At 59.7% G+C, this 21,023-nt stretch carries 18 protein-coding genes; 9 read left to right on the top strand and 9 right to left on the bottom strand.

Features of this window, described 5'->3' with window-relative positions; genetic code table 11:
* The first annotated feature begins 16 nt into the window (after nt 1-16).
* The 5 genes from ACOYXI_RS17200 (at nt 17) to ACOYXI_RS17180 (ending at nt 3,309) form a co-directional block, all read left to right on the top strand.
* Nucleotides 17-238, top strand: coding sequence for a hypothetical protein (locus ACOYXI_RS17200; RefSeq protein WP_007961876.1), 222 nt, complete (start codon nt 17-19; stop codon nt 236-238).
* Between the two features lie 57 nt (nt 239-295).
* Nucleotides 296-628: an MliC family protein gene (locus tag ACOYXI_RS17195; RefSeq protein ID WP_461675089.1), complete on the top strand. Its 333-nt coding sequence runs from the start codon at nt 296-298 to the stop codon at nt 626-628.
* Between the two features lie 264 nt (nt 629-892).
* Nucleotides 893-1,957: a class II fructose-bisphosphate aldolase gene (gene fba, locus ACOYXI_RS17190; RefSeq protein WP_003229012.1), complete on the top strand. Its 1,065-nt coding sequence runs from the start codon at nt 893-895 to the stop codon at nt 1,955-1,957.
* A gap of 218 nt (nt 1,958-2,175) precedes the next feature.
* Nucleotides 2,176-2,595: a hypothetical protein gene (locus ACOYXI_RS17185; RefSeq protein WP_134787526.1), complete on the top strand. Its 420-nt coding sequence runs from the start codon at nt 2,176-2,178 to the stop codon at nt 2,593-2,595.
* 198 nt (nt 2,596-2,793) lie between these two features.
* Nucleotides 2,794-3,309, top strand: coding sequence for a hypothetical protein (locus ACOYXI_RS17180; RefSeq protein WP_461675088.1), 516 nt, complete (start codon nt 2,794-2,796; stop codon nt 3,307-3,309).
* A gap of 92 nt (nt 3,310-3,401) precedes the next feature.
* Here ACOYXI_RS17180 and ACOYXI_RS17175 read toward each other — a convergent pair whose 3' ends face one another.
* Nucleotides 3,402-4,070: a polysaccharide lyase family 7 protein gene (locus ACOYXI_RS17175; protein ID WP_096795728.1), complete on the bottom strand. Its 669-nt coding sequence runs from the start codon at nt 4,068-4,070 to the stop codon at nt 3,402-3,404.
* A gap of 334 nt (nt 4,071-4,404) precedes the next feature.
* Between ACOYXI_RS17175 and ACOYXI_RS17170 the strand changes: the two genes are divergently transcribed.
* The 3 genes from ACOYXI_RS17170 to ACOYXI_RS17160 are packed head-to-tail and all read left to right on the top strand — an operon-like array spanning nt 4,405 to nt 7,408.
* Nucleotides 4,405-6,528, top strand: coding sequence for a putative bifunctional diguanylate cyclase/phosphodiesterase (locus ACOYXI_RS17170; protein ID WP_461675087.1), 2,124 nt, complete (start codon nt 4,405-4,407; stop codon nt 6,526-6,528).
* A gap of 43 nt (nt 6,529-6,571) precedes the next feature.
* Nucleotides 6,572-7,060 (top strand): M48 metallopeptidase family protein, encoded by a 489-nt coding sequence (locus tag ACOYXI_RS17165; protein ID WP_098966017.1) that lies wholly within the window; start codon nt 6,572-6,574, stop codon nt 7,058-7,060.
* Nucleotides 7,061-7,111: 51 nt separating this feature from the next.
* On the top strand, nt 7,112-7,408 hold the full coding sequence (locus ACOYXI_RS17160) for a winged helix-turn-helix domain-containing protein (protein WP_003229005.1): 297 nt from the start codon (nt 7,112-7,114) through the stop codon (nt 7,406-7,408).
* A gap of 115 nt (nt 7,409-7,523) precedes the next feature.
* On the opposite strand, the gene ACOYXI_RS17155 is transcribed toward ACOYXI_RS17160, so the two are convergent.
* Complete coding sequence (locus tag ACOYXI_RS17155) at nt 7,524-7,976, bottom strand: GNAT family N-acetyltransferase (protein WP_461675086.1); 453 nt, start codon at nt 7,974-7,976, stop codon at nt 7,524-7,526.
* Nucleotides 7,977-8,232: 256 nt separating this feature from the next.
* On the opposite strand from ACOYXI_RS17155, the gene ACOYXI_RS17150 reads away from it, so the two are divergent.
* The gene (locus ACOYXI_RS17150) at nt 8,233-8,970 is read left to right on the top strand and encodes a substrate-binding periplasmic protein (protein ID WP_027610632.1); all 738 of its coding nucleotides are present in this window, start codon (nt 8,233-8,235) and stop codon (nt 8,968-8,970) included.
* A gap of 112 nt (nt 8,971-9,082) precedes the next feature.
* Here ACOYXI_RS17150 and yccS read toward each other — a convergent pair whose 3' ends face one another.
* The 7 genes from yccS to betA form a co-directional block, all read right to left on the bottom strand.
* Nucleotides 9,083-11,275 (bottom strand): YccS family putative transporter, encoded by a 2,193-nt coding sequence (yccS, locus tag ACOYXI_RS17145; RefSeq protein ID WP_183784879.1) that lies wholly within the window; start codon nt 11,273-11,275, stop codon nt 9,083-9,085.
* Between the two features lie 227 nt (nt 11,276-11,502).
* Nucleotides 11,503-12,681, bottom strand: coding sequence for a BaiN/RdsA family NAD(P)/FAD-dependent oxidoreductase (locus tag ACOYXI_RS17140; protein WP_098966012.1), 1,179 nt, complete (start codon nt 12,679-12,681; stop codon nt 11,503-11,505).
* A gap of 151 nt (nt 12,682-12,832) precedes the next feature.
* A complete protein-coding gene (gene dbpA / locus ACOYXI_RS17135; protein WP_007962660.1) occupies nt 12,833-14,218 on the bottom strand; it encodes an ATP-dependent RNA helicase DbpA in 1,386 nt (461 codons plus the stop codon).
* 303 nt (nt 14,219-14,521) lie between these two features.
* Nucleotides 14,522-15,961, bottom strand: coding sequence for a multidrug transporter subunit MdtD (gene mdtD / locus ACOYXI_RS17130; RefSeq protein ID WP_047596520.1), 1,440 nt, complete (start codon nt 15,959-15,961; stop codon nt 14,522-14,524).
* Between the two features lie 202 nt (nt 15,962-16,163).
* Nucleotides 16,164-17,501 (bottom strand): TldD/PmbA family protein, encoded by a 1,338-nt coding sequence (locus tag ACOYXI_RS17125; protein ID WP_134787519.1) that lies wholly within the window; start codon nt 17,499-17,501, stop codon nt 16,164-16,166.
* Complete coding sequence (locus tag ACOYXI_RS17120) at nt 17,501-18,943, bottom strand: TldD/PmbA family protein (RefSeq protein ID WP_225136614.1); 1,443 nt, start codon at nt 18,941-18,943, stop codon at nt 17,501-17,503. The genes ACOYXI_RS17125 and ACOYXI_RS17120 overlap by 1 nt, the downstream gene beginning before the upstream one ends.
* A gap of 285 nt (nt 18,944-19,228) precedes the next feature.
* On the bottom strand, nt 19,229-20,932 hold the full coding sequence (gene betA / locus ACOYXI_RS17115; RefSeq protein ID WP_047596517.1) for a choline dehydrogenase: 1,704 nt from the start codon (nt 20,930-20,932) through the stop codon (nt 19,229-19,231).
* Nucleotides 20,933-21,023: the final 91 nt, after the last annotated feature.

Below are 21,023 nucleotides of genomic sequence, written 5' to 3'. Positions count from 1 at the left end.
GCAAAGGAGTGTTCAGATGGTCAAGTCGTTAGCGCTGTTGTTGCTGACCGGTACGCTGGCGGCCTGCGGGAGTAACCCGAAGGCCGAGGCGACACCTGCGCCGGATGCGGCACAGAAAGGCTGCTATCAGGCCGACTGGCAGGCCGAAACCAACCCGGTGCTGAACAAGCGCTCGGGGCCGGACGGTCTGGACAAATACGAGACGCAAACCCCGGCCAAGGAACATGGTTGTCCTTGACCGGTCTGACTCTTTAACTCAGGGCTGGCGGCGTTGGCTGTCAGTCGAGGAACACGGATGAAAGGCTTGATCGCCATTGCGGCGTTGGCATTGTTGGGCGGTTGCGCGCAGATGAATCTGTTTCAGTCGTCCGCCCCTGATGACAACTGGACGACATGGACCTGCGACAGCCAGGCCAAAGTGCTGTGGCGTTACGCCGATGCCAGCCAGAAGGAAGTCGATGTTCGACTGGGCGGCGGTGATCAGGTCTATCGCCTGAAAGAAGAGCCGGGCGCCTCGGGCGTGTTGTACAGCGACGGCATGCTGGCGTTTCACGTCAAGGGTGACGAAGGCCTGGTGTACTGGGTAACCACCAATGACCTGATCGGCCGCGGCTGCAAGGCCGAGTAAGACGATTGAATTGATTCACACAGATCCCAAGGTGGGAGCGGGCTTGCTCGCGAAAGCGGTGGATCAGCTTGCGGTAATGGTGAATGTTAAACCGCATTCGCGAGCAAGCCCGCTCCCACAGGGGTTCTCTGTTGTTCACAAGATTTTGGTAACACCGAATCACCAGACCGGGCTTCGACCCCCGATCTGCAATCACTTGAATAGCCGCCGCCGCTCCGGCAGGCTGGCACGATTAACGACCCTCAACCGGGAGAGACACACACAATGGCACTTATCAGCATGCGCCAGATGCTGGACCACGCAGCCGAGTTCGGCTACGGCGTTCCAGCCTTCAACGTCAACAACCTTGAGCAGATGCGCGCCATCATGGAAGCCGCTGACAAGACTGACTCCCCGGTGATCGTCCAGGCTTCGGCCGGCGCTCGCAAATACGCCGGCGCGCCATTCCTGCGTCACCTGATCCTGGCCGCGATCGAAGAATTCCCGCACATCCCGGTGTGCATGCACCAGGACCACGGCACCAGCCCTGATGTCTGCCAGCGCTCGATCCAACTGGGCTTCAGCTCGGTGATGATGGACGGCTCCCTGGGCGAAGACGGCAAGACTCCGACCGACTACGAATACAACGTCCGCGTTACCCAACAAACTGTTGCCATGGCTCACGCCTGCGGCGTTTCGGTAGAAGGCGAGCTGGGCTGCCTGGGTTCGCTGGAAACCGGCATGGCCGGTGAAGAAGACGGCATCGGCGCTGAAGGCGTTCTGGATCACAGCCAGATGCTGACCGACCCGGAAGAAGCCGCTGACTTCGTCAAGAAGACCCAGGTTGACGCCCTGGCCATCGCTATCGGCACCAGCCACGGCGCCTACAAGTTCACCAAGCCACCTACTGGCGACGTGCTGGCGATCGACCGCATCAAGGAAATCCACAAGCGCATCCCGAACACCCACTTGGTGATGCACGGTTCTTCCTCGGTTCCGCAAGAGTGGCTGGCGATCATCAACCAGTACGGCGGCGACATTAAAGAAACCTACGGCGTACCGGTTGAAGAAATCGTCGAAGGCATCAAGTACGGCGTACGCAAGGTCAACATCGACACCGACCTGCGACTGGCATCCACCGGCGCCATGCGTCGCCTGATGGCCACCAACCCGAGCGAGTTCGACCCACGTAAATTCTTCGGCGCGACTGTGACGGCAATGCGTGATGTGTGTATCGCACGTTATGAAGCGTTCGGTACTGCCGGTAACGCTTCGAAGATCAAGCCGATCTCGCTGGAAGCGATGTTCCAGCGTTATCTGAAGGGTGAGTTGAACGCCAAGGTGAACTAAGCCTGAACGTTGAGCTGCGCTGATAAAAAACCCGCCGAGAGGCGGGTTTTTTATGGGTGAGTGATTGGTAAGTCGCACGTCCGAGTTGTCCAGTGATTTCTATGTTAAAGGCAGATTTGTTATTTCAAAGGAATATAAGTACCTGTCAGATATTACAGGTGTGCCGAAATATGAAGCCGCCTACTATCGGGTTTCACTTGTCCCTCGGAAAGATAGAAATGAAAAACGAAAAAGAAATAAAAGGTGACGCTGGCGTTGACGAATCATTATTTGGTTATATGAAAATCACCTACAAGCATGAAGAGTATGGTGAGCATCCGAAGGAATTTAAAGATTATGGATTTTTATATAAGGGGGAAAAGTCTTTTCAGCTTCTTCCAAAGTATCGAGAGTTTGAAGGTCACAAGTATTATTTGTCATTGTCCTTTAAGGCAGGCCTTGATGTTCACAAGAATTATGAACTGGGTGGAAAAGATACACCCGTTAGCGCGCATTTGGAGATTGATGATATAAAAGGTGATCAGCAGGCTAGCGGCAAGTTTAATTTGTCAAGAAGTGGGGATTACCCAAAAGGCACCTTTGATATCTTTGAAGAAGGCGTCTTTTCAGCAGCAGGTGAATTTGAGTACAAGAAGTAGCCTTAGTTGATACTGGTTAAGGCTGCACCGGCGCTCTGCTGGTTTATTAAGCTTTGCATTGTCCGATAGTTGAGCGCTGTAAGTTCTATTTGTCGTGATTAATATCGAGCTTGGTAAGCTCAGGAAACGGGGCGGATCTGTTTGAGTCGCCAGCACTCGTATAGTTGATGTCGGTACTATGGAAAGTTAGGGCTTCGCTTGTTTTCTGTAGTTCAAAGCCAGCTGCCAAATGCGAACGGATATAAACACCTGTCAGATATTACAAGCGCGCTGGCGCTGGTAGCTGATTATTCTTCTGTTTTACTTACTTTCTGGATGAAAAATATGAGCACCAATAAAAGCATCAATAGTCAAATTCCTGAATTCATGGAAGTTACATACAAGCATGAAGATTATGATGAGGAAAAATTTGAGGGTGGAGGCCATCTATCCCATGGGGGTGGGTTATTTAATATTAATCCGAAGGAAAGGATGCTAGGTGGGCATCGTTATTATATGGGCCTTAATTTTAAAGAAGATCTTGGGGTCGGCAAGTACACGTTAGATGGAAAAGATGAGCCCGTGAGAGCGCATTTAGAATTTGATGGCATTGAAAATGATAAGTATGCAAGCGGTACGTTGAGATTGACACAGGTAAGCCCGTATCCTGTAGGCGAGTTCGACCTCGTTGAAGGAAAGTTGTCAGCTAAGGGGACGTTTACGTTCAGGCGTTAGTTTTTGATACTGGCCTTAAGTAATACGGCAGACTCTTGGAGTCTGCCGGTTTATTGATCTTTGCATTGTCCGATGGTTGAGCGATGTTAGTACTATTTGTCGTGATCAATATCCAGCTTGGTAAACGTCACCTGCCCACCCTCACTGGTATACCCGGTGTTGTCCTGCACATACACCCCAGCCTTGAAGTAAAGCGGCTTGTTGCGCCACGTCGCGCTGATTTGTGAATCCCACTGGTAACCCGCCGCACTCACACCCAGTGCACCGCCGGGGCTGAGGTGGATCAGATAGTTGAATTCGCGATCCAGCTTGATCCCGGTGGCGAGGGTGATGACACGGCTTTCGTCGTCATCGGGGTGCATGCGCACTTTGATGACGAGGTTGCCGGTTTCGGTCTTGGTCTTGTACTGGTATTCGAGTTTGACCATTGGCTTCTGGCTTTCATACGCGTGGATCTGGCCGATGACGATCTTGCCCGAGCTGGGCACCTTGTTCACCGCGAGGGTTGCGCGCAAGGTGTTGTCGGCGTCCGGGTAATACCAGTTGCGCAGGGTGCCGTTGCTGAAGGTTTCGCGCAGTTCGGTGCGCGGGTAGATGGCGTTTTCGGTTTTTGACCCGGTCACCGGTGACCAGAAAAACAGGGTGCCGGTGTCGGAATGGAAGTACTGATCCTTGAAGCCATTCACCAGTTTGGAGGTTTCGACGGTGTACGGCGGACTGCCGACGGGAACGCTGAGGTTCCAGGTTGCGAGATCGATCATGTCGGTTCTTCCACTCAATTCATCCTGAACGCGAGTGCCAGAAGCTCTAGCCCGCGCCTTTTCGGGCGGCAGTTATAAGCGTAGAGGAGTTTTTTGTTAACGCCCGTTTGGCAGATGATTGGCGTCAACATCCTGTCGAAATGCCATCTGTGCCGGTTTTCGGGGGCTGCAGGGGTGACCGTTAGTCGGTAAGTCGCCGCTTTGGCTAAATGATGGCGGCGTGACAGCTTCTGCTTTCACAGATCCGCGACTAGAGTGATGGCTCAGTAACTGTACGGTTTTCCCAAGAACCGGCCGATAGTCCGACAAGAGATGTCCCGACAAGAGAAGCAGCATGGAATGCGCGCAACCCCAGCCAGGTGAAGGCAGCTCTGTCCTTTTGATCGTTGATGATTACCCTGAAAACCTGATCAGCATGCGCGCGTTGCTGCAGCGTCAGGATTGGCACGTCATGACCGCCGCCTCCGGCTTCGAGGCACTCAATCTGCTGCTCGAACACGACGTCGATCTGGTGCTGCTGGACGTGCAGATGCCAGGAATGGACGGTTTTGAAGTCGCGCGGCTGATGCGCGGCAGCCAGCGCACACGTCTCACGCCGATCATTTTCCTTACCGCCAACGAACAGTCCCAGGACGCGGTGATCAAGGGCTACGCCAGTGGCGCGGTGGATTACCTGTTCAAACCGTTCGATCCGCAGATCCTCAAGCCCAAAGTCCAGGCATTGCTCGAACACCAGCGCAACCGCCGCGCCTTGCAGCGTCTGAGTCATGATCTGGAGGTCGCGCGGGCCTTCAATGCCTCGGTGCTGGATAACGCGGCGGAAGGCATTCTGGTGCTCGGCGAGGACGGTTTGATCCGCTTCGCTAACCCGGCGATTTCGCGGCTGCTGAATGCGCCGGTGAAGGAGCTGGAGGGCAAGGAGTTTCTCGATTTCCTGCAGAAACCGCACATCCCGCTGTGGGCCAATTCCGAATTGTTGGCCGGTTATAAACGCGGTGAGACTTTGCGTCTGCATGATGCGTTGTTGCGGACGGCGCCGGGGCAACAGGTGCCGGTGGCGTTGTCCTGTGCGCCGTTGCCCGCCGAGCAGCGGGCGATGGTGGTGACGGTGCTGGACATGTCAGTGGTGCGTCACCTGCATCAGCAGCTGGAATTTCAGGCGGTCACCGATCCGTTGACCGGTCTGCTCAATCGCCGGGGCTTTTATCAGACAGTGGAAAACCTGCTGCTGCGCGGTGAACGCAGCGACAGCAGTTGGGTGCTGCTGTATCTGGATCTCGATGGCTTTAAACGGGTCAACGATTCCCTTGGCCACGATGCCGGCGACCGGGTGCTGCGCTGGGTCTCCGAGCAGTTGAAGGCGTGCTTAAGGCCGTTCGATATTCTCGCGCGCATGGGCGGTGACGAGTTCACGGCGTTGCTCGATCTGGAGTTCCCCGAGCAAGCGGCGAAGATTGCCGAGAAACTCATCGAGCGGGTGTCGATCTGTCAGCAGATCGAAGGGCTGGACATCGCCCTCGGCGCGAGTATCGGCATCGCCACTTACCCGGACTGCGGCTCGAACCTCGACGGCTTGCTGCGCGCCTCGGACATCGCCATGTATGAGGCGAAGCGCGCCGGGCGTCAGCAGTATCGTTTTTATGATCACGAAATGAACGGTCGCGCCCGCTCGCGGCTGATGCTCGAGGAAAGCGTGCGCAACGCCATCGAGAACCGCGATTTCAATCTGGTGTATCAGCCACAGGTCGCGATCGACAGCGGGCAGATCCGCGGTTTCGAGGCGTTGCTGCGCTGGCAGCATCCGAGCGTCGGCGATGTGCCGCCGGGGCTGTTCCTGCCGTTGCTGGAAGAGGCACGGCTGATCAGTCGGCTCGGCAGTTGGATCTATCATCGCGGCGCCGGCCAGCGCAAAGCCTGGGAAACCCTGTTTGCCGAAGACCTGGTGCTCGGTGTGAGTTTGAGCAACACCCAGTTCGGTCTGCCGAACCTGGTCACCGAATTGCGTCAGGTGCTTGAGCGGCACGCGCTGGAGCCACGGCAACTGGAGGTGGAAATCACCGAAGACGCGCTGATGCACAACCCCGACGAGACCCGCAAACAGCTGCGCCTGCTGCGCAATCTCGGGGTGCGGGTGGCGCTGGATGATTTCGGTTCAGGGCCGTGTTCGCTGGCGCATCTGCGTGATCTGGAGCTGGATACGCTCAAGCTTGATCGACACCTGATTGCGCGGCTGCCGGATTCGACGCGCGACGCGGCGCTGGTCAGCAACGTGATCAATCTGTGTAAACAGTACGGCTTGCTGGTGATCGCCGAAGGCGTGGAAACCATCGAACAGTATCAATGGCTGCAAGCGCATGGCTGCGAATACGTGCAGGGTTTCCTGGTGGCGCGTCCGCTGACCTCCGAAGACGCCGCCAGCTTCGCCGAGCCCTTTGACTGGGGCGCGCTGCCGGTTTGAATTCGTTACACTGGCGCTCTTTTCGAACCGTATTGCCGTGCCCATGACTGCGTTGAAATACCTCCAGGCCTATCCCGCGCAATTGCAGGATCAGGTGCGCCAACTGATCGCCGAACAGCGTCTGGGTGACTACCTGAGCCAACGCTATCCGGGGCGTCACGATGTGCAGAGCGACAAGGCGCTGTACAGCTACGCGCTGGACCTGAAGCAGGAATACCTGCGCAACGCGCCGGCCATCGACAAGGTGCTGTTCGACAACCGCCTCGACCTGACGCACCGCGCGCTGGGCCTGCACACCACGGTCTCAAGGGTGCAGGGCGGCAAGCTCAAGGCCAAGAAAGAGATTCGCATCGCCTCGTTGTTCAAGGAGGCGGCCCCCGAGTTCCTGAAGATGATCGTCGTGCATGAACTGGCGCACTTCAAGGAGTCGGATCACAACAAGGCCTTCTATAAATTGTGCGAACACATGCTGCCGGGGTATCACCAGATCGAGTTCGATCTGCGGGTATACCTGACGTGGCGCGATTTGTAGGAGCTGCCGAAGGCTGCGATCTTTTGATCTTTTAATTAACGGAGCCCATGCATGGACGTCAGCAAGACCAAAAGCAGTTTTTACCGGCGCCTGTACGTGGCCTACCTGATCGACAGCGGCCTGGCCCCAAGCGTCCCGGCGCTGACCGAAGTGACCGGCATGCCCCGGCGCACGGCGCAGGACACGATCGCCGCGCTGGCGGATCTGGACATCGTCTGTGAATTCGAGCAGGAAGAGGGCGCGCGCAACCATGCCGGGCGCTATCGGATTCGCGAGTGGGGGGCGATTGATCGCGGGTGGATCGAGCGTAATCTGCGGCAGATCAAGGCTGTGCTGGAGTATCCCTGAGTTTTGCAGTGTTTGAGCTGACGCCTTCGCGGGCAAGCCCGCTCCCACAGTCGATCGAGTTCCTTCAGATGGAATGCAATCAAATGTGGGAGCGGGCTTGCTCGCGAAGGGGCCCTCAAGGACGACGCATGCCTATGTGCGGAATGTCATCCTCCAGATACTCCTCACCCGCCACCACAAACCCGTACCTGCCGTAATACCCCTGCAAATGCGCCTGCGCCGATAGATAGATCGGCACATGCGGCCAATGCTTCCCGGCCTGTTTCAGCGCGTGTTCCATCATCACATGCCCCAGCCCTTTGCCGCGGCCCTGCGGCGCGATGATCACGCGGCCAATCACCACGTCACCGCTCTGGGACTCGGGATCAAGCAGGCGCAGATAGGCCATCAACTGATCACCTTCCCAACCCATGAGGTGATGGGTGTCGCCGCCCAGATCATGGCCGTCGAGGTCCGGGTAGGCGCATTTCTGTTCGACCACGAACACTTCCGAGCGTAGCTTCAGCAGTGCGTACAACTCTTCTTTGCCCAGATCACTGTGATGCTTGCAGATCCACTCGATTGTCATCTTCCGACTCCTTGAACACCGTCGCCCGATAGTAAGGTCACAGGCTCTGGATGTCTGTATGGCGGAACAGTCTGTGACAAAGGTCAAAATGCCATCATTCCTTTCTCGCGGTGGCGGCTGCTTTGTGTAATCTGCTGGAAAGCGCTGTGCACTGGCTTCAATGAGCTACTGTTAGGGCCTGGGTTTCGCCGGTAAGGGGCCTTGGGGTTTTGACTGAAAACACGCTGGGCAGCCCGCCCGCTAAGGATTTTCAAGCATGCCGCGACTGCATCGAGCCTTTGCTTTGATCGGATTGCTCTTGCTGGCCCAAACCGCCTCAGCGGAGAAGTTGCGACTGGTGTTTGATATCTGGCCGCCCTTTACCGACGACACGCTGGTCAACGGTGGTCTGGCCACCGACATCGTCAGCACCGCGCTGGCGCGGGCCGGTTATGCCAGCGACTACGAGCAGGTGCCGTGGGCGCGGGCACTGCTGGGGGTGGGCGAAGGACGATACGACGTGCTGGTCAACGCCTGGTACAACGACGAACGGACCAAAATCGGCCAGTTCTCTGGCGAATACCTGCTCAACCGCATCCGCTTTCTCAAGCGCAAGGACACGCCGCTGGAGTACGGCAGCCTGGAACAACTGCACACCTACCCGGTGGCGGTGGTGCGCGGTTATGCCTACTCGCAGGCCTTCGATGCCGATACCGCACTGGAGAAAGTCCCTGTGCATAACTTCGCCATGGCCGTGCGCATGCTGGCGGCGGATCGGGTCAAGCTGACCCTGGAGGATGAGTACGTCGCGCGCTATTACCTGGCCCGCGAATCAGCCAAAGTGCGCAACGCCGTGGAGTTTCTGCCCAAGCCGCTGAGCGAGAACAGCCTGCATATTCTGGTAAGCCTGAAGAATCCGCAGCATGAGCAGATTGTGGCCGGGTTTGACAAGGCGATTGCGGCGATGAAGGCAGATGGCAGTTATGACAAGTTGCTGCGCCAGCATGGGATGTGAGAGCTGATCCAGAATTTGTTAAGTGGCTGATGGCCCTATCGCGAGCAGGCTCACTCCTACAGTTTGAAATGCGTTCCCTTGTAGGAGTGAGCCTGCTCGCGATGGCGTCTGATCAGCCGCCGCTGACCTCACTGGTGTCTTTGATCAAATGCGCCGCCAACGTCCGCAACGGCCCCAGCTGCCGGCAGATCAACGCCAGTTGCGTCTGCACCAGTCGCTGTCCTTCATCGATCTCGTCCGGCATCTGCTCCAGCTCATTGGCCAGCGCTTCTTCTTCGTCACTCTGAATCGCCACCGGTTGCTTGTTCGCCAGGCCCTGGGCAATGTCGTCGATGCTCGCGGCCAGTTTCACTCCGGCGCCGTCGATCAGTTGTTCACGCACGTCTGCCGGTAGCTGCGTTTCGCGATGCGCGCCCAACCCGGAGAGGTAGCTGAGCAGGGTGTGCGACAGCACCAGAAAACGGAAACCGACGTCCGCTTCCTTACGGAAATGCCCCGGCTCCATGAGCATGTTCGCCAGCGTTGTCGACAGCGCCGCATCGGCGTTATGCGCGTTGCGGCGGGCCAGGCGATAGGCGAGGTCGTCGCTCTTGCCGGCAGCGTATTGCTGCATGATCTGGCGCAGGTAGATGCTGTTGCAGGTCAGGGTGTTGGCCAGCACCTTGTTCAGGCGTCGGCCCTGCCAGTCCGGCAGGAACAGGAACACCGTCAGGCCGGCGATCAGACTGCCGAGCAGGGTATCGAACAGGCGCGGCAGGAACAGCCCGTAGCCATCGCCGATCTGGTTGAAGCAGAACAGCACCATGATGGTGATGGCGGCGGTCGCCAGGGTGTAGCGCGTGGTGCGGTTGGTAAAGAACACCACCCCGGCGGCGATCGCGAAGCACGACTGCACCAGCGGGCTGGGGAACAGATCGAACAGCGCCCACGCCACGGTCAGGCCGATGGCGGTGCCGAGAATCCGCTGACCGAGCTTGCGCCGGGTCGCGCCGTAGTTCGGCTGGCAGACGAACAGCGTGGTGAGGATGATCCAGTAACCCTGCGACGGGTGAATCAGATGCACCATGCCGTAGCCGATACTCAGTGCCAGCGGCAAGCGCAGGGCATGGCGGAACAGCAACGAGGTCGGCGTCAGCTGGGTGCGCAAGCGAATCCACACGTCCTTGAGGTTGCGCGGTGAGCGGTCGAGCAGGCTGCTGTCGGTGGCGTCCGCCAAGGCATCCGGGTTGCTCGCGTCGCTGAGCAAACGGTCGAGGGTGCCGAGGTTGGCGGCCAGGGCACGCAGCGAGCGCAGGAGGCCGCGCCACGCCGGATTGCTCTGGATGCGCAGGTGTTCAAGGGAGGCATCGAGGTCAGTCAGTGCTTCGGCAAAACTGGCGTCGTAGACGAACGGCTGGCGCATCTGGATCGATTCGGCCAGCGCGCGGCAGGCCTTGCCCTGCTGGCGCAACAAACGCTGGCAGCGGAACAGCACGTCGCTGTGGAAGAACGCATCGGCCAGCGCGTTGTACGGATAGTGCGAAGAGCTGGCGCGTTCGTGGATGTCCTGGGCGAGGAAATACAGCTTCAGATAGCGGCTGACTTTCGACCCCGGGCGACCGTTGCCGACCCGGTGCAGAATGATTTCCTTGGCACTGTTCAGCGCGGCGACCACGCGACCGTTTTGCTGCGCCAGTTCCAGCCGTCGGCCTTCGACGTCCAGTTGGCGGATCGGCTCGAACAGCGAGGCTTTCAGCTTCAGGTAGAAACCCAGTTCACGGAACAGCCGCGCCAGACTCTGCTGCACCGGCTGGTTGGAAAACATCGCCTGCCACAGCACCGAGAGCAGGCCGTACCACGCGGCACCGGCCACCAGCAGCATCGGTTCGTGCCAGAAATCGGTGACCGCGCCGCCGCGCTGATCCACGCCGATCATGGTGTAGACCGACAGAATCAAGGTCGCCGAGGCAATCGCGCCATAACGCTCGCCGAGTGCGCCGAGCATGGTCAGGCCGAAGCTGGCCAAGGCCAGGGCGATGGCGAACACGATGGGGTAGGGGAAGAGCAGTTCCACCGACAGCGCGGCGATACTGAAACACACCAGTGTCACTGCCAGTGCGTTGAGACGGCCCTGCCAACTGTCGTCGGTCTCGGCCAGGGCGCTGGCGATGATCCCGAGGAACAATGGGATCAGCAGGCCCATTTCATCCTGATACCAACACAGCGCCATGCTGCCGGTCAGGGCGATGAACACCCGCACGCTGTAGCTGAATTTATCCAGCGCCCACAGGCGCCGCAAAGACTGACGAAACGAGGTCGAGGACATGAAGTGCGAAGGCCTTCCGAGGCGATGCCGCTAAATTGAGCCAGTAATGACGCCGACGCAATGGCGCCGATCACATCTGACAGCAAAAAGTGTTCCTTACTGCATCACGCATAACAACTGTGGGAGGGGGCTTGCTCCCGAAAGCGGTGTGTCATTCAACATGTATGTCGACTGATCCAGCGCATTCGCGAGCAAGCCCGCTCCCACAGTTTTTGATTTGTGTTGGATCAGACGTACTGCGCGGCCGCGTAACCCGAGGCCCAGGCCCACTGGAAGTTGAAACCGCCCAGATGCCCGGTGACGTCGAGCACTTCGCCGACAAAATACAGCCCCGGGCTTTTCAGCGACTCCATGGTCTTGGACGACACTTCGCGGGTATCGACGCCACCCAGCGTGACCTCGGCGGTGCGATAGCCTTCGGTGCCGGCCGGGACGACTTTCCAGCTGCCGAGCTTGTCGGCGATCTGCGCCAGTTCGGCGTGGGTGTATTGCTTCATCGGTTTGGAAACGAACCAGTTGTCCGCCAGCAGGTTGGCCATCTTCTTGGTGAAGATCTCGCCGAGCAGGGTTTTCAGTTCACTGTTCGGGCGTTCGGCCACTTGCTGTTGCAGCCATGCCGCGGTGTCGTGATCCGGCAGCAGGTTGATCTCCACGGTGTCGCCCGGCTCCCAGAACGACGAGATCTGCAGAATCGCCGGGCCGCTGAGGCCACGGTGAGTGAACAGAATATTCTCGCGAAAGCTCTGGTCGTTGCAGCTGACCAGACAATCCACCGAGGTCCCGGACAGCTCGGTGCACAATTCCTTGAGCTGATCGGTGATGGTGAATGGCACGAGTCCGGCGCGAGTCGGCAGCAGTTCATGGCCAAACTGCTTGGCGACCTGATAACCGAAACCGGTGGCGCCCAGCGTCGGGATCGACAGGCCGCCAGTGGCGATCACCAGCGACTGGCACTGGAGCTGGCCGAGGGTGGTGTCGAGCAGGTAACCGCTTTCGACTTTCTCGATGGTCTGGATCGAGGTGTCCAGGTGCAGCTCGACGCCGACCTGATCGCACTCGTCGAGCAGCATGCCGAGGATGTCGCTGGATTTGTTATCGCAGAACAGCTGACCGAGTTTCTTCTCGTGATACGGCACGCCGTGCTTGGCGACCATGCCGATGAAATCCCACTGGGTGTAGCGCGCCAGTGCCGATTTGCAGAAATGCGGGTTACCCGAGAGGAAATTGCCCGGTTCGGTGTACATGTTGGTGAAATTGCAGCGGCCACCACCGGACATCAGGATTTTCTTGCCGGCCTTGTTCGCATGATCGAGCAGCAACACCTGACGCCCACGCCCGGCGGCGGTCAGTGCACACATCAACCCTGCGGCGCCAGCGCCAATGATCACGACTTCGGTAGAGCGCAAAACGGTGTCCTCACGTTGTTCACCACAAAACTAACTGTGGGAGCGAGCTTGCTCGCGAAAGCGGTGTGTCATTCAACATATGTGTCGACTGACAGATTGCATTCGCGAGCAAGCTCGCTCCCACAGGGATCTACTTTGGATGGTAGACCGTTTACAAAACCCGCACGCGCAGCGAACGGCCCTTGATCTTGCCGTTGTTCAAGCGCTGTAGCGCCTGCATGACCACGGTGCGTTCAACGGCGACATACGACTGGAAGTCGAAGATCGCGATCTTGCCGACCTGGGCGCCGGGGATGCCGGCGTCGCCAGTCAGTGCGCCGAGGATGTCGCCCGGACGCACCTTGTCTTTACGCCCGCCGGCGATGCACAGGGTGCTCATCGGTGGCTGCAGCGGGGCGCCGCCCTGGGACTTGAGGTTATCGACCTGATCCCAGTTCAGCGGAGCTTTCTGCAGCTGTTCGATGGCTTGCGCGCGATGCGCTTCGGACGGCGCAACGAGGCTGACCGCAATGCCTTTCTCGCCGGCACGACCGGTACGGCCAACGCGGTGAATGTGGATTTCCGAGTCGCGGGCCAGTTCGACGTTGATCACCATGTCCAACGCGTCGATGTCCAGACCACGAGCGGCGACGTCGGTGGCGACCAGGACCGACGTACTGCGGTTGGCGAACATCGCCAGCACCTGATCGCGATCACGCTGTTCCAGATCGCCGTGCAGGCCGACGGCGGAAATGCCTTTGGAGGTCAGGTGGTCAACGGTTTCCTGCACCTGCTGCTTGGTGAAGCAGAACGCCACGCAGGAAGCCGGGCGGAAGTGGTGCAGGACTTTGGTCACTGCGCTCATGCGCTCTTCCGGGGAAATCTCGTAGAAACGCTGCTCGATCTGCGTGTCGTCGTGGAACGCCTCGGCTTTCACCGTCTGCGGATCGCGCATGAATTTCGACGCCAGTTGCTTGATGCCCACCGGGTACGTGGCGGAGAACAGCAGGGTCTGACGGCGTGCCGGGGTCTTTTCGATGATGTCTTCGATGGCGTCGTAAAAGCCCATGTCGAGCATGCGGTCGGCTTCGTCGAGGATCAGCGTGTTCAGACCGTCGAGCACCAGCGAACCCTTGCGCAGGTGTTGCTGGATACGCCCCGGGGTGCCGACGATGATGTGCGCGCCGTGCTCCAGCGAAGCGATCTGCGGGCCGAACGACACGCCGCCGCACAGGGTCAGGACCTTGATGTTGTCTTCGGCACGGGCCAGACGCCGGACTTCCTTGGCGACCTGGTCGGCCAGCTCACGGGTCGGGCAGATCACCAGTGCCTGGCAACCGAAGTAGCGCGGGTTGATCGGGTTGAGCAGGCCGATGCCGAACGCGGCGGTCTTGCCGCTGCCGGTCTTGGCCTGGGCGATCAGGTCCATCCCCTTGAGGATCACCGGCAAGCTCTGCGCCTGGATCGGCGTCATCTGGGCATAACCGAGGGATTCGAGGTTAGCCAGCATGGCGGCGGACAGCGGCAGAGTATTAAAAGCGGTGGCGATGGTGGTCACGGGACTGGCCTGCAAAACAAAATGTCGCGCAGTGTAGCAGCCCCGTGCCACTTTCCTCGAAAGTTCTGGACGAACAGTGCCTGAAACCCGAGGCAAGGTGATTTATCTGTGGTGAGTGAATTTATCTGTATTGAGGGATTTATCTGTGGTGAGGGGATTTATCCCCGATGGGGTGCGCAGCACCCCTGGATAAGTTGAATGCGATCAACCTGAAGTAATGAGGGCTTAGATTCTGGGGCTGTTGCGCAACCCATCGGGGATAAATCCCCTCACCACAAAAGCATTCACAAAACATGACACTGTCTAGTGTTCGATGTGCTCATCCGGATGTTCATCCGGGCGTTTGACCCGGCGACCGTCCTCTTTCGACAGTTGCGAGAAGATTGTCGCTGCCAGCATCGCCATGATTCCGACCGTGACAAACGTCAGCTGGAACGCACCCAGCACGGTTTCGACGCCGTCGTTGCCGATCTCCGCCGTAAACCCGCCGAGCAACGCACCGGCACAGGCCACGCCCAGACTCAGCGACAATTGCGCCACCACCGACAGCAAGCTGTTGCCGCTGCTGGCGCTGGCGTCGTCGAGGTCGATCAGGGTGACGGTGTTCATCGCGGTGAATTGCAGCGAGTTGATCGCGCCGAGAACCGCCAGCAGGCACAACAGCAGCCAGTACGGCGTCTGCTCGCTGACCAGGCCCATGCTCGCCAGCATGATCCCCAGCGCCAGAGTGTTGCCGGTGAGCACAATGCGATAGCCGAGGCGTTCGATCAGCGGCCGCGCCATCCACTTGGCAAACATCGCCGCTGCAGCCAGCGGCAGCATGCTCATCCCGGCTTGCGATGGCGAATAACCCAGCGCCACCTGCAGCAGCAACGGCACCAGAAACGGCAGGGCGCCGCTGCCCAGACGGGCGAACAGGTTGCCGATGATCCCCACCGCGAAAGTCCGCGTCTTAAACAGTGAAGGGGCGAACAGCGGATTTTCGACGCGCCCGGCGCGCAGCCAGTACGCCGCCAGACAGGCCAGACCGCCGAACAGCAGCAACATCACCCGCAGATGCGGCAAGTGCAATTCGCCCAGACCTTCCATGGCGATGGTGATCAGGATCATCGCCGCGCCAAACAGCAGGAAACCGAGGCTATCGAAGCGCGTGCGTTCAGTACCGCGCAGGTCGGGGATGAATTTCCACACCGCGTAGCAGCCGAGAACACCGACCGGCAGGTTGATCAGGAAAATCCAGTGCCACGTCAGGTATTGCACCATCCAGCCGCCCATGGTCGGGCCGATCAGCGGGCCGAGCAGGCCGGGAATGGTGATGAAACCCATGATCCGCACCAGCTCCGAACGCGGGTAGGCGCGCAGCACCACCAGCCGTCCGACCGGCAACATCAATGCGCCGCCCAGACCCTGGATCACCCGCGCGCCGACCAGCATGCTCAGGCTGCTCGATAACGCGCAGAGCAGCGAGCCGAAACTGAACAGCAGGATCGCGCCGAAGAAGATCTTCTTGGTGCCGAAGCGATCGGCGATCCAGCCGGAGGCCGGAATCAGCAAGGCCACGGTGAGCATGTAGGCGATGACCACACCTTGCATGCGCAACGGGTCTTCGGCCAGATCCCGGGCCATGGCCGGCAGGGCGGTGTTGAGGATGGTCCCGTCGAGGGACTGCATGAAGAAAGCAATGGCGACGACCCACGGCAACCAGCGGGCGGTGATGGCGTCGAGAGGCGGGCGAGTGGGCATGGAACCTCTTGTGGGTGGTTAATCCAAATGGCTTGTTGTGCATGAAACTCTGTGGTGAGGGGATTTATCCCCGATGGACTGCGCAGCAGTCCCCTGCATTTGATTTTAAAAGCGGGGCCGCTACGCGACCCATCGGGGATAAATCCCCTCGCCACAGGGTTCACTCCAGTACTTGATCCCAAGGTGTGCTGGAGGTTTGCGTTTACAGGGTCAAGGTCAGTCGGCTCACCAGCGCCCCCGGCAACAACGCCGACGAGGTATTGCGCTGGCTATACGTGCTCGCCGACAGCAGCAACTCACGCTCGGCGGTCAATGCTTCCAGCTGCGAACCCAGCAGACTGTAGGCGCTGTCGTCGAAGCGCATGGTGCTGACCGGCGCCTGAATCTCGCCGTTCTCGACCCAGAAAGTTGCGAAGCGGGTCATGCCGGTCAGGCGCGCCGCCGGTTGATCCGAGTAGTTCAGGTACCACAGATTGCTGATGTACAGCCCGGTGCCCAACTGCTTGAGGATCTCTGCCTGTGACAGATCACCGGCGGCCATGTTCAGCGCACTTGGCATTTCACCGCCGCTGGCGCCGTTGGCGGTCAGGCCGTACTCGGCGGCACTGCGCGAACCGACCAGTTGATCGCCGGCCTTGCCTTCGACAATCAGCCGCAGATCGCTGCGCGGATAACCCTCGCCGGAGAATGCCGGGCTCAACGAACCGCTGACTTGCTCATCCAGCGAGACCAGCGGACTGAACGTCTGATCGCCGACATACAGCTTCTGCAGCGGGCTGCTTTTGCTGGCAATCGACTGCGCCGAGAAACCGCCCCAACTGAGCATGCCCATGATTTCTTCCAGCGCGGCCGGCGCCAGGTAGGCGCGGTATTGCCCCGGTGCGAGGGTGCGTAACGGTCGACCGAGGAACGCCAGTTGCTCGCGGGCCTGCTGGAAGCGGCGGGTGAAGCCTTCGCTGCTCCACTCGTGCCCGGCGTAGCTGGCTTTCACCGCTTCGCCATTGTCGTGGAACAGGCTGAAGTCGAAGTTGAAGCTGTTGGCCTGATGCCAGCCAAACGCCCCGGAGGAGCTGGCGAAACCACGGCTGATCGGGCCGGCAGCATAGAAGCCGACCAGATCCAGACCTTCAGCAGCGGTGCAGATTTCCTCGACCACCTGCTCGGTGTCCGGCAGCGGATGTTCCTGCACGTTGTTGCTCTGCCAGCCGTTGTGGTTGAGCAGCAGGTACGGATCCTGTGGCAGCAGCGGCAGGGTTTCGCGCAGTTGTTGCAGGCCTTCGGCGAGGCGTTGCAGATCGGCTTCCTGATCACCGGAAAGGGTGATGTGCAGATCGGCGTGACGGCCGTCGTTGATCAGCTTCAGCCCGACGTCGGCTTGCTGCACCTGACCGGCCTGACGCACCTTGGCGTGATTGAAACGCACGAACGCCGAGGACTCGGCGGCGTAGCTGAGGGTGAATTGTTCCGGCTCGCGCACACTGTCGCGCAGCCAATTGACCATGACCTTGAAGGCGTCGGACTGACTCTTCGAAATGCTCATCAGGCGTCTCCCCCAAACACATCAACGTTGCTGAATACGCAGGCCGGTGAAGCGTGGCCGACGCGGATCACCTGGTTCGGCTCGCCCTTGCCGCAGTTTGGCGTGCCCAGCACCATTCGGGTGCCGGCATTGCCGACCGCGCGCAGACTCTTCCAGAAGTGCGCGGAAATGCCTCGGTAATTCGGGTTTTTCACCACCCCCTTGAGTTCGCCGTTCTCGATCAACTGACCCCACTCGCAACCGAACTGGAATTTGTTTCGCGCATCGTCAATCGACCATGAACGGTTGGTGCTCATCAGAATGCCGTGCTCGATACCGCTGATCAGTTGCGTCAGCGACTGATCGCCCGGCTCGATGTTGAGGTTGGCCATGCGGTCGATCGGCGGCCGGTTCCAGCCGCAGGCGCGGCTGTTGGCAACCCCGTCGAGACCGGCGCGGAACTGCGACAGCGCGCCGCCCAATGGCCGCAACAGCAAGCCTTCGCGAATCAGGAATTGTTTGCTGGCCTTGGTCCCGTCGTCATCGTGGCCGTAGCTGGCCAGCTCTTCGGGAATGTCCGGATCGAAGGTCACGTTGAGCAGCTTCGAGCCGTATTGCAGGCTGCCGAAGTCACTGGTTTTGACGAAACTGGTGCCGGCGTAGTTGCGCTCGTCACCGAGGATGCGGTCGAGCTCCAGCGGGTGACCGATGGACTCGTGAATCTGCAGCATCATCTGGTCCGGCATCAGCAACAGATCGCGCGGGCCTTGCGGGGTGTTCGGCGCGAGCAGCAGTTGCAGGGCCTGATCGGCCACCTTCGGGCCGGCGCCGACCAGGCCGCAACGGCTGATCACGTCGGCGCCACCCTGTTGGCCGAAGTTCTCGCGGCCGAGGGAACGGGTCTGGCTGTCGTGGCCGTCGTAGGCGGTGACATCCAGGCTCGGATAGACGAAGCGCTGGGCCTGGCGCAATTCGGCACCGGCGCTGCTCAGGTAGATCTGCTCGACGTGGGTGATGCCGATGCTCGCTTCCCAGTTCACCAGGCGCTCATCCTTTGGCACCGAGGCGGATTCCGCGCCGAGCAGCTCGAAGCATTCGCTCAGGGACGGGAAGGGTTGCTCAAGATTGGGCGAAAAGTAATCAGCGCGATCGCTCGACACCGGCTGGTTGCGCAGGTCGAGCAAGGCGTGCGGCTTCAGTCGCCGGGCCTGCTGTTCGGCGCGCTCAAGGGCGGCTTGCAGGCCTTGCTGCGACAGGTCGTTGGTCGCCGCGTAAGCCTCGACGCCGTTGACGCGCACAGTGAGCATCGCGCCTTCGTCGCGGCTCAGGCTTGGCGGCTCGGCGACGTTCTTGCGCACCGACAGGTACTGGCCGGACTCGCGTACATACCGCAGGGAAAAAAACTCGGCGCCCGTGCGCAAGGCAGCGAAGCGCTGCTTGAGCTGGGGGTGGAAATCGAACATTCGGGAACCTCCTTGTTATGGAGTTGCGGGGTGAAGCGATTCGGCGGGGAGGGGGGAAACGATTGCGCGAGGTCTAGAGTAGGCCTGCGTGGGGGTAGGATCAAGTGAAGAGGGGGTGTAGGAGGATTTACTGTGCAGCAGGGGAATTTGTGCTGAATGTGAGGGCCCTTCGCGAGCAAGCTCACTCCTACAAGTTAATCTCCAGTGTTCACATAATGCGTGTTCACTGGAGATCCTTGTAGGAGTGAGCCTGCTCGCGATTAGCCGTGACGCGGTGTAATGGAATTACTGAGCAACAGGCGTGATATCACGCATCGGCTTGCCCTTCACTGGCGCACCGCCAGCAACGTAGTAGGCAGCATTGCTACGCGGCAGAGGCTTGCGGCCACGGATCTTGTCGGCGATTTTCTCGGCGATCATGATCGTCGGCGCGTTCAGGTTACCGGTGGTGATGATCGGCATGATCGAAGCGTCGACCACACGCAGGCTCTGCATACCGTGCACGCGACCTTCGCCATCCACTACGGCCATCTCGTCGGTGCCCATCTTGCACGAGCAGGACGGGTGGAACGCGGTTTCGGCGTGCTCGCGGATGAACTTGTCCAGCTGCTCATCGGTTTGCACGTCGATGCCCGGGCTGATTTCGCGGCCACGGAAAGCGTCCAGCGCAGGCTGTTGCATGATTTCGCGGGTCAGGCGGATGCCGTCACGGAACTCCTGCCAGTCCTGCTCGGTGGCCATGTAGTTGAACAGGATGCTCGGGTGCTGACGCGGATCCTTGGACTTCAACTGGATGCGACCACGGCTCGGCGAACGCATGGAACCCATGTGTGCCTGGAAGCCGTGCTCTTTCACACCGTTGCTGCCGTTGTAGTTAATCGCTACCGGCAGGAAGTGGTACTGGATGTTCGGCCACTCGAATTCCGGACGCGAACGGATGAAACCGCCAGCTTCGAACTGGTTGCTGGCGCCGATGCCGGTGCCGTTGAACAGCCACTCGGCACCGATGGCCGGCTGGTTGTACCAGAGCAGCGACGGGTACAGGGAGACCGGTTGGGTGCAAGCGTATTGCAGGTACAACTCAAGGTGATCCTGCAGGTTTTCACCGACGCCCGGCAGGTCATGCACCACCGGGATGTCGAGGCTTTCCAGCAGTTTTGCCGGGCCGACACCGGAGCGCTGCAGAATCTGCGGCGAAGCGATGGCGCCGGAGCACAGCAGGACTTCCTTGCGCGCTTTGGCTTCAACACGCTCTTCTGCCGAACCGACCAGGTACCGCACGCCGACCGCACGCTTGCCTTCGAACAGAATCTTGTCGGTCAGGGCGTGGGTGACGATGGTCAGGGTCGAGCGCTTTTTGGCGACGTCGAGGTAGCCACGGGCGGTGGAAGCACGACGGCCGTTCGGCGTCACGGTGCGGTCCATCGGGCCGAAGCCTTCCTGCTGGTAGCCGTTCAAGTCTTCGGTGCGCGGGTAACCGGCCTGCACGCCGGCTTCAACCATGGCGTGGAACAGCGGGTTGTTGCCCGCCTTCGGCGTGGTCACGCTGACCGGGCCGTCGCCACCGTGGTAGTCGTTCGGGCCGATATCGCGGGTTTCCGCTTTACGGAAGTACGGCAGGCAGTCGAGGTACGACCAGTCTTCCAGACCTGGCAGCTTCGCCCAGCCGTCGTAGTCCATCGCGTTGCCACGGATGTAGCACATGCCGTTGATCAGCGAGGAGCCGCCAAGGCCTTTGCCGCGACCGCACTCCATCCGGCGGCCGTCCATGTGTGGCTCCGGATCGGTTTCGTACGCCCAGTTGTAGCGACGACCCTGCAGCGGGAATGCAAGCGCGGCCGGCATTTGCGTGCGGAAGTCGAAGCGGTAGTCCGGGCCGCCTGCTTCGAGCAGCAGCACGGTGACGCCTTCGTCTTCAGTCAGACGGGTCGCCAGGGTGTTACCGGCCGAGCCGGCACCGATGATGATGTAATCGAATTCTTGGGACATTGAATGCACCCTCTTTAGATGTGGTCAGGTCAAGATCGCCGGAACACTGCAAAACCTGTGCTGAGGAGAAAATCCCCTGTGGAGAGGGGAT

The organism is Pseudomonas sp. G3-19 (genome assembly GCF_054855875.1).
The sequence above is the reverse complement of the archived record's forward strand: the minus strand, read 5'-3'. Positions and strand labels throughout refer to the sequence as shown.